This is a genomic window from Deinococcus pimensis DSM 21231 (assembly GCF_000519345.1).
GTDB lineage: Bacteria > Deinococcota > Deinococci > Deinococcales > Deinococcaceae > Deinococcus_A > Deinococcus_A pimensis.
The window spans coordinates 17,831-24,323 of record NZ_KI912654.1 but is presented as its reverse complement, the minus strand read 5'-3'; the positions used below and the strand labels follow the sequence as shown (position 1 = coordinate 24,323).

The following is a 6,493-nucleotide window of genomic DNA, read 5'->3' as shown; positions in this document are numbered from 1 at the left end:
GCATCGAGCGCAACGCCACCCTCGCCGTGCTGGGCCGCCTGCGGCGCGCGGGCCTGATGGACCGCGCGCTGGAGGCCAGCACCGCGCGCGACTGGACGAGTCGCCTGCGGCTCAAGGCGCACCGCCTCACGGACGCCGTCAGCACCCTCTCGGGCGGCAACCAGCAGAAGGTGGTGCTGGCCAAGTGGCTCGCCACGAACCCCGCCGTCCTCATCGTGGACGAACCCACGCGCGGCATCGACGTGGGCGCCAAGGCCGAGGTGCACCGCACCCTCGCGGAGCTCGCGCGCGGCGGCCTCGCCGTGCTGATGATCAGCAGCGACCTCCCGGAGGTGCTCGGCATGGCCGACCGCGTCCTCGTGATGCGCGAGGGCGAGCTCGTCGGTGAGCTCCCGCGCACGGAAGCCACCGAGGAGAGCGTCATGTACCTCGCGACGGGCCAGCGGCCCACCGTGGGCGGTGCCGCGTGACCACCCAGGTGACGGAGTCCTCGCCCGCGCGGCGCGCGAACCTGCTCGAACGGCTCTTCCGGGCGCGCGAGGCGAGCCTCGTGCTGATCCTGCTCGCGCTCGTCGCGGCGACGAGCGCCGTCAACCCGCGCTTCGTCGCCCCGCAGAGTCTGCGGGACCTGCTCCTCAACGTCTCCATCATCGCGCTCGTCGTGGTGGGCCAGACGCTCGTGCTGCTGATGAAGCACGTGGACCTCAGCGTTTCGAGCGTCGTCGGGCTCACGGCGTTCCTGTCGGGCTCCCTGTTCGTCGCGAATCCCGGCCTGCCCGTGCCGGTCGTGCTGCTCGCGGGCGTCGTGATGGGCGCGCTGCTCGGCGCGGTCAACGGGCTGCTCGTCGCGTACGGTCGGGTCCCGGCGCTCGTCGCGACGCTCGGGACGCTCTACGTCTTCCGCGGCGTGGACTACGCGGTCGTGCAGGGCGGCCAGATCAACGCGAGCAACCTGCCCGCCGCCTTCAGCCACCTCGCGACGGGCAGCGTCCTCGGCGTGCCCACCCTCGCGCTGCTCGTGCTGGCCGTGATGGTCGTCTTCGCGGTCTACCTGCGCTCCTACCGGGGCGGACGCGAGTACTACGCGGTCGGCAGCAACGTGGACGCGGCGGTCCTCGCCGGCATCGACGTGACGCGGCGCGTCATGACGGGCTTCGTCCTCTCGGGCGCCATCGCGGGACTCGCGGGCGTGCTGTACCTCGCGCGCTACGGCACCGTGGACGCCGCCGCCGGCACGGGCCTGGAACTTCAGGTCATCGCGGCGGCCGTGGTGGGCGGGGTGAGCATAGGCGGCGGCGTCGGCACGCTCCTCGGGGCGGGCACGGGCGCGCTGCTGCTCGGCGCGATCGCGTCGGCCCTCGTGACGCTGCGCGCGCCCGCCTTCTGGCAGCAGGCCATCCAGGGCGCGCTGCTGCTGCTCGCCATCAGCGTCGACATCGTCCTCGCGCGCCGCGCGGCGCGCGCCCTGCAGGAAAGGAGCCAGCGGTGACCACGCCCCCCGCCCGCACCCCCCGCGTCAACCTCGGCTGGGAGGCCATGGTGATCGGCCTGCTCGTCCTCGCCCTCCTGATCGGGTCGCGGCTCAACGACGCCTTTTTCACCGCCGCGAACCTCTCGAACCTCACCGCGAACCTCGTGGAGGTCGCCCTGATGGCCCTCACGATGACGCTCGTCGTGATCGCCGCCGAGATCGACCTCTCCATCGCGTCCACGCTCGGGATGTGCAGCGCCCTGCTCGGCGTGCTGTGGGCTGCGCAGGTCCCGATGCCCCTCGCGATCCTCGCGACGCTCGCGCTCGGCGCGCTCGCCGGGCTCCTCAACGGCGTGCTCGTCACGCGGCTCGGACTGCCCAGCCTCGCCGTCACGATCGGCACGCTCGCGCTGTACCGCGGCCTCGCCTACGCGCTGCTCGGGGACCGCGCCGTCGCGGACTTTCCGCCGCTGTGGACGAACCTCGGCTTCGGCGTCGTGCCCGGCACGCAGATCCCGATTCCCATCGTGGCGTTCGTGGTGCTCGCCGTGATCGTCGCCGTCGCGCTGCACGCCACGCCCTTCGGGCGGTCCCTGTACGCGATCGGCGCGAGCGAGCTCGCCGCCCGCTTCAGCGGCCTGCGCGTGGAACGCGTGAAGCTCACGCTGTTCGTCCTCTCGGGCCTGATGAGCGCCTTCGCGGCGGTCGTGTACACCTTCCGCTTCTCCAGCGCCCGCGCGGACAACGCCGTCGGCTTCGAGCTCTCCGTCATCGCGGCGGTCCTGCTCGGCGGCGTCAGCATCTTCGGCGGGCGCGGGAGCGTGATCGGCGTGATCGCGGCGGTGTTCCTCATCGGCGTGATCAACAACGCGCTCACCCTCGCCGACGTGCCCAACGAGATCCTCACCATCGTCACCGGACTGCTGCTGATCCTCAGCGTCCTCGGCCCGAACGTCGCGGCCCGCGTGCGCGCCGGGAGCGAGAGACGGCGCGCCGCCGCGGGCGTGAAAGGAGAGACGACGTGACCACCTGAAGCCCCCGCGTCGTCCGCCCCTGCCGCAGACCGACCCCGCATCCCACGTCCCCAGGAGGACCTCATGCAACACCGCACCGCGCTTCTGACTGCCCTCACCCTCGTTCTCGGCCTCGGCGCGACCGTGGGCGTCGCCCAGGCGCCCGCGATGAAGAAGGGCCTCAAGATCGCCTTCCTGCCCAAGCAGGTGAACAACCCGTACTTCACCACCGCCTGGAAGGGCGGCCAGTCGGCCCTCAAGGAGATCGCGGCGGTCGGCAAGCAGGTCGGTCCGAGCGACGCGGGCGCCAGCAGTCAGGTCAGCTACATCAACACCCTGCTCTCGCAGCGCCAGAACGTCATCGTGCTGAGCGCCAGCGACCAGAACGCGCTCGTGCCGTACCTCAAGCGCGCCATGCAGCAGGGCGTGAAGGTCGTGACGTACGACAGCGACGTCGCGGCGGGCGGACGCAACGTGTTCGTCAGTCAGGCCAGCACCGACACCATCGCGCGGGACGAGGTGAAGCTCATCGCGAAGCAGATCGGCGGGGAGGGCGAGATCGCCATCCTGTCCGCCACGCCGAACGCCACGAACCAGAACGCGTGGATCGCGATCATGCAGGACGAGCTCAAGAAGCCCGAGTACGCCAAGATCAAGCTCGTCAAGATCGCGTACGGCAACGACGACGACCAGAAGTCCTTCCAGGAGACGCAGGGCCTGCTGCAGGCCTACCCGAACCTCAAGGGCATCATCTCGCCCACCACGGTGGGCATCAGCGCCGCCGCGCGCTACCTGTCAACCAGCCCCTACAAGGGCAAGGTGCAGCTCACCGGCCTCGGCACGCCCAACCAGATGCGGCAGTTCGTGAAGGACGGCACCGTGCAGGCCTTCGCGCTGTGGAACCCCGAGGACCTCGGCTACCTCGCCGCGTACACCGCCGGGGCGCTCGCGAGCGGGCAGATCAGCGGCAAGGAAGGCGAGAAGTTCAGGGCGGGCAAGCTCGGGGAGCGCACGATCGGCAAGGGCGGCGTGGTCACCCTCGGGCCGCTCACGGTGTTCGACAAGAGCAACATCGACAAGTTCAACTTCTGAGCCGACCGGGAAGGGCCGCCGCGAACACGCGGCGGCCCTTCACTTCAGAGCGGTTCCTGGTCGGGAAAGTCCCGTGGAAGACCTGCCGGAACGAGCGGTGTGGAAACGCGGTCCTTGAAGATCAGCATGTTCGCGCGGTGCGGCTGTACCCTGCTGGGGTAACGGATGGCCTGTACCTGCCTTGACTCGAACGCGATTCTCCCGAGGCGTTGCGTCGGAGCGTCGAGGCCGCGAGCGTTCATGGCCTTCCACTCGCCGGTGAGCTCCTGAAGATTCGTTTCGAGCGCTTCCTGCACGTCGCCGTGCGTGAGATCGAGCACGTCGGTCAGGTCCACTCGCACGTTGAAGGTGACGTGTACGGCGGACGTCGCGCCGGGAAAGGCTTCGTTGAAGGTACTTCCCTGCATCACTTCCAGCAGAGCCAGGTCCGGATAGTGCGAGGTGTACAGGGCGGCGCAGGTCCCGGCACGGGTGTAGCGATTGTCGGCCTTCAAGCTGCCCCTGACGGACGCGAGGCTACGGAGGTACCGTCCGGCCACACTGCGGTGAAGGGGTCCGGTCCAGCTGGAGAGCGGCACGCCGGACAGGGCGTGCCGCAGGTCGGTGTCATGGCGGATCAAGTGTACTGACCTCGTTCGAGATCGCGCTCGACGCGGTCAAGCAGCGCGTGCAGATCTCCGGGGGTGCCGTGTGCGAGGTGCTGGAGGGGCGTGCTTCCGCCCAGTGCGGGGTTGGGCGTGTGGAACCACATCCGGGTGTAGCCCTCGTCGCCCGTGAGTTCACGAACGCGGACGGCGAGTCGTTCGATCTCGGTCATCGGGGCCTGCAGCGTGTCACTGTCGGGCCGGCGGCGTAGGCCGCTCGGGTCGCGGTGCAGGATGCGCGCGACCTCGGTGACGTTGAGTCCGAGGTAGGTGCCGAGCCGCCGCGCGTCGAGACGGCCGTTCTGCGGGTTGCGGGCGGGTGTGAGCGCGTGACGAAGCAGCTGAGTCATGTTCCTGTCCCTCCTCCTGACTCTATTATGTCCTGTTTTCGTCCTGCGTGAGTCCTGGAGGACAGTATGATCGACGCTTCCGGAAGACACTCCTGTCGTCAGACGCGGTGACGGACGACGGGAGAAGCGAAGCGGGACCACGTTCGCTCGTGGCCCCGCTCAGCAGTACGTTGACGTCCGGGATGAGGCGTCCGGGCATCTTTCAACCTGCTCGCTTCTTCGTGGCGAGTCGCCCGGCGAATCTGCGTTGGAGCTCGTCCCTGGTCGGTTCGGGCAGTTCGGGCGAACCGGCGGTCTGCCGTTCCTGCGTCTCGCGTGCCCAGAGGACGGCCTCGTCGATGAGCGCCTCCTTCTGCTCGTCGGTGAGGACCGAGAAGACCTCACGGAGTCGCTCGAGCGACGGGGTCGGGTGAGCGACACGCTGACGGAGCTTCCGCTCCACGGCGGCGGCGGGAACGCGGAGCCTGGGGCGGCCCTTCGGGGTGGTGCCGATCTGGACGGCTTCGAGGTCGCCCTCGCGAATCTGACGGCGGACCGTGTCGTCGCTGACATGCAGTCTCTGGGCGACCTCTGTGATGGTCAGCAGGCTGTGTGGCTCGTGCGACATATGCTCCTCCTCACGACATTTTACCGCAAAACCCGCAAAATCTGCTTTTTCCGATCATCACATTGGAAGTTCACGCCGGTTCGGCCTCCACGACGCGCGCTCCGGCCTCCTCGAAGGCGGCGCGGGCGCCCGCGGGCGCGGTGTCGGTCACCCAGGTGTCCACGTCCCCGAGCCGGGCGAAGGTCGCGAAGCCCGCGTGGCCCCACTTGCCGTGATCCGCGACGAGGACGGTGCGGCGGGCCTGCCGCATCACGGCGGTCTTCTGCCGGGCCTCCACGATGTTGCTGTTCGTGAGACCACGCGCGGGGTCGATGCTGGTGCAGCCCGCGACGAACACGTCGTAGGAGTAGCGCGCGATGGTCTCCAGGGCGTCGGGGCCGGTGAGGCTGTAGGTGCTGCCGTAGGTCTCGCCGCCCACGACGTAGAGGTGGCACTCGCCGTTGAGCTCGTACGCCACGTCGACGGCGTGCGTGACGACGCGCAGGGTGCGGGTGAGCGTGGGCGTGCCTCGCAGGGCGAGCGCGACCTGCCGGGCGGTGGTGCCCGCGTCGAGATAGACGGTCTGGCCGGGTTCGAGCAGCGTGACGGCGGCGCGGGCGAGCGCGGCCTTCGCGGGGCGCTCCTGCTGCTGGCGGTCGCGGTACTGCTGGTCCTGGCTGACGAGCGTGGCGCCGCCGTGGACCTTGCGGACGAGGCCGCGCTGGGCGAGGACGTCGAGGTCGCGGCGGGCGGTGGCACCGCTCACGCCGAGCTGCTCGGTGATGGCGGTGGTGCGCAGGGTCCCGTGACGGGCGATGAGGTCGAGGATCCGCGTGAGGCGCTCTTCGGCGAGGGGGGCCGTCATGTGCCTCCATCCTAGCCCGGACGCCCGGATTCGCTCAATTCCGCTCATCGTCGGTCGCTTGTCATCCGGAACTCCATCAGCTATGATCTAAATCGCTCAAAATCAATCACGGATCGTCAGGAAGCGTCAGACGGGCGGCGCGAGCACCGCGCCCCGGGAAAGGGCAGCGCATGACCGAACTCCCACGACAACTCATCCGCCTCGGCGCGCACGCGCGCGACAAGGGCGACGCCATCGCGCAGGCCGCCGGGCTCCTCGCCGCGAACGGGAACATCGAACCCTCCTATCTGCAGGGCATGCTCGACCGCGAGACGCAGGCCAACACGTACCTCGGCGCGGGCATCGCCATCCCGCACGGCACGCCCGCCACCCGCCACCTCGTGCGCCGCACCGGCATCGCCGTCGTGCAGCTCCCCGAGGGCGTCGCCTGGGGCGAGGGCGGCGAGCGCGTGCGCCTCGTCGTGGGCATCGC

9 protein-coding genes are annotated in these 6,493 nt (G+C 69.7%); 5 read left to right on the top strand and 4 right to left on the bottom strand.

What is annotated here, in order from left to right; genetic code table 11:
• The 4 genes from DEIPI_RS31445 to rhaS form a co-directional block, all read left to right on the top strand.
• Nucleotides 1-470, top strand: a 470-nt coding sequence (locus DEIPI_RS31445) for an ATP-binding cassette domain-containing protein (RefSeq protein ID WP_157463723.1), incomplete at its 5' end; no start/stop codon positions are given.
• Nucleotides 467-1,489: an ABC transporter permease gene (locus DEIPI_RS0114885; RefSeq protein WP_027482284.1), complete on the top strand. Its 1,023-nt coding sequence runs from the start codon at nt 467-469 to the stop codon at nt 1,487-1,489. The genes DEIPI_RS31445 and DEIPI_RS0114885, both read left to right, overlap by 4 nt.
• A complete protein-coding gene (locus tag DEIPI_RS0114880; protein ID WP_027482283.1) occupies nt 1,486-2,496 on the top strand; it encodes an ABC transporter permease in 1,011 nt (336 codons plus the stop codon). The genes DEIPI_RS0114885 and DEIPI_RS0114880 overlap by 4 nt, the downstream gene beginning before the upstream one ends.
• Nucleotides 2,497-2,568: 72 nt before the next feature.
• Nucleotides 2,569-3,576: a rhamnose ABC transporter substrate-binding protein gene (gene rhaS / locus DEIPI_RS0114875; RefSeq protein WP_045234417.1), complete on the top strand. Its 1,008-nt coding sequence runs from the start codon at nt 2,569-2,571 to the stop codon at nt 3,574-3,576.
• A gap of 44 nt (nt 3,577-3,620) precedes the next feature.
• Here the strand turns inward: rhaS and DEIPI_RS0114870 are convergent, their stop codons facing one another.
• The 4 genes from DEIPI_RS0114870 to DEIPI_RS0114855 all read right to left on the bottom strand — a co-directional run bounded on the left by DEIPI_RS0114870 (nt 3,621) and on the right by DEIPI_RS0114855 (nt 6,021).
• Entirely contained in the window at nt 3,621-4,196 is a 576-nt protein-coding gene (locus tag DEIPI_RS0114870) for an RES family NAD+ phosphorylase (RefSeq protein ID WP_027482281.1), read from the bottom strand.
• Entirely contained in the window at nt 4,193-4,570 is a 378-nt protein-coding gene (locus DEIPI_RS0114865) for an antitoxin Xre/MbcA/ParS toxin-binding domain-containing protein (RefSeq protein ID WP_027482280.1), read from the bottom strand. The genes DEIPI_RS0114870 and DEIPI_RS0114865 overlap by 4 nt, the downstream gene beginning before the upstream one ends.
• Before the next feature lie 202 nt (nt 4,571-4,772).
• Entirely contained in the window at nt 4,773-5,177 is a 405-nt protein-coding gene (locus DEIPI_RS0114860; RefSeq protein ID WP_027482279.1) for a helix-turn-helix domain-containing protein, read from the bottom strand.
• A gap of 70 nt (nt 5,178-5,247) precedes the next feature.
• Nucleotides 5,248-6,021, bottom strand: a complete 774-nt coding sequence (locus DEIPI_RS0114855; protein ID WP_027482278.1) for a DeoR/GlpR family DNA-binding transcription regulator — start codon at nt 6,019-6,021, stop codon at nt 5,248-5,250.
• A 170-nt stretch (nt 6,022-6,191) separates the two neighbouring features.
• Between DEIPI_RS0114855 and DEIPI_RS31440 the strand changes: the two genes are divergently transcribed.
• The coding region (locus tag DEIPI_RS31440; RefSeq protein ID WP_045234416.1) for a PTS mannitol transporter subunit IIA at nt 6,192-6,493 on the top strand (302 nt) is incomplete at its 3' end.